General features: G+C 68.1%; 1 protein-coding gene. It reads right to left on the reverse strand.

Translation table 11 applies throughout. The annotated features are described in order from the left end of the window. Nucleotides 1–634: 634 nt before the first annotated feature. Nucleotides 635–1107: hypothetical protein (locus ACFWV2_RS33065; RefSeq protein ID WP_384411130.1), on the reverse strand; the 473-nt coding region annotated here is incomplete at its 5' end.

Genomic DNA, 1107 nt, shown 5'->3' on the forward strand with positions numbered 1-1107 from the left:
GGACGGCGCCGCCGAGGATCCGGCCGTCGGCCGCGTACCCGCCGACGACCGTCGTCGCCGGGTCGGCGAGGAGTCCGGGGCGGAAGAGCGCCGCCGGATGCGGACCGGAGTGGAGGTGGTCGGGGTTGTCTGGTCTTCGAGCGCTCGCAGCGCCTGGGTGTAGCTCATGCCGTCGTGGCGAGCCATGTAGGCCCGAACGTCCTTGCGACGGGAGTGGTTATCGCGTGTCATCAGGTAGTCCTCCAGCGAGGTCCCACGCACCCCGCGAGGTCAGCCTGGAGTGCAGGTGATCAACGGTGGGTGTCGTTGTCGCACTGAGGCGGTGCCGTCTTGTCCTCGGTCGCCGTATCGGCCGCGTGGGGACCGGACCGGCTCGGAGAAGGGCCTGTGCGTTGCCCCGTGCGCTCACGATAGCCGGGCCCACCGACAGGCACGGCCAGCTCGAGCGGGCGCGCCCTCGCCTGGAAACAGGTCCGGCCACCTGCGGGTGTGCAGGTGACCGGAGCGGCCGGGGAACGACTTCGCACGAAGTCAGAGCCAACTGTCCAGTGTCGGACGGGTGATCCCACCGCGGCGGGCCAGCGCGGTTTTGCCCCATCCGGCCTGGTGCATCCGGCGTATGTACGTGGCGGGCCTACGACAGCTTCGCCTTAGCGAGAGTGCGCAGGTCGCGGTACGCCTCGGTCCAGGTAGCCCGCACGGGGGCCGCCGCCGCGCTGGTGTCCCATGCCTGCCAGGTCGTCTGTGCAGGTGTGGTCGCGGGATCACCGGAAACGGTCACCACGCCACGGATTTCGCCGAGGATCGAGTTCAGCACCCGGCCTCGGTCCCAGTGCCAGGCCACGATGTGCGATTTCGGTCGCGGCACCCATCTTTCGAACTTCCTATTCCTGGGGTTCGGGCATTGGTGGCCGGGGTACAGACAAACGCCGTACTTGCGGGGGATCTGGCTGGGTTCGCCGTCCTCGGTGATCAGAACGTCGATGAGGCCGAGGCCATCGAGAACCCTGTGGATGCTGAGATCGCCGCGATCATCAGCAGAGACGATCGCAGTAGCCTCGGCGCGGCGTTTCGCCATGTCGAGACGGGAACCGAGGTATTGCACCG

Source organism: Streptomyces sp. NPDC058671 (assembly GCF_042716475.1).
Lineage (GTDB): Bacteria > Actinomycetota > Actinomycetes > Streptomycetales > Streptomycetaceae > Streptomyces.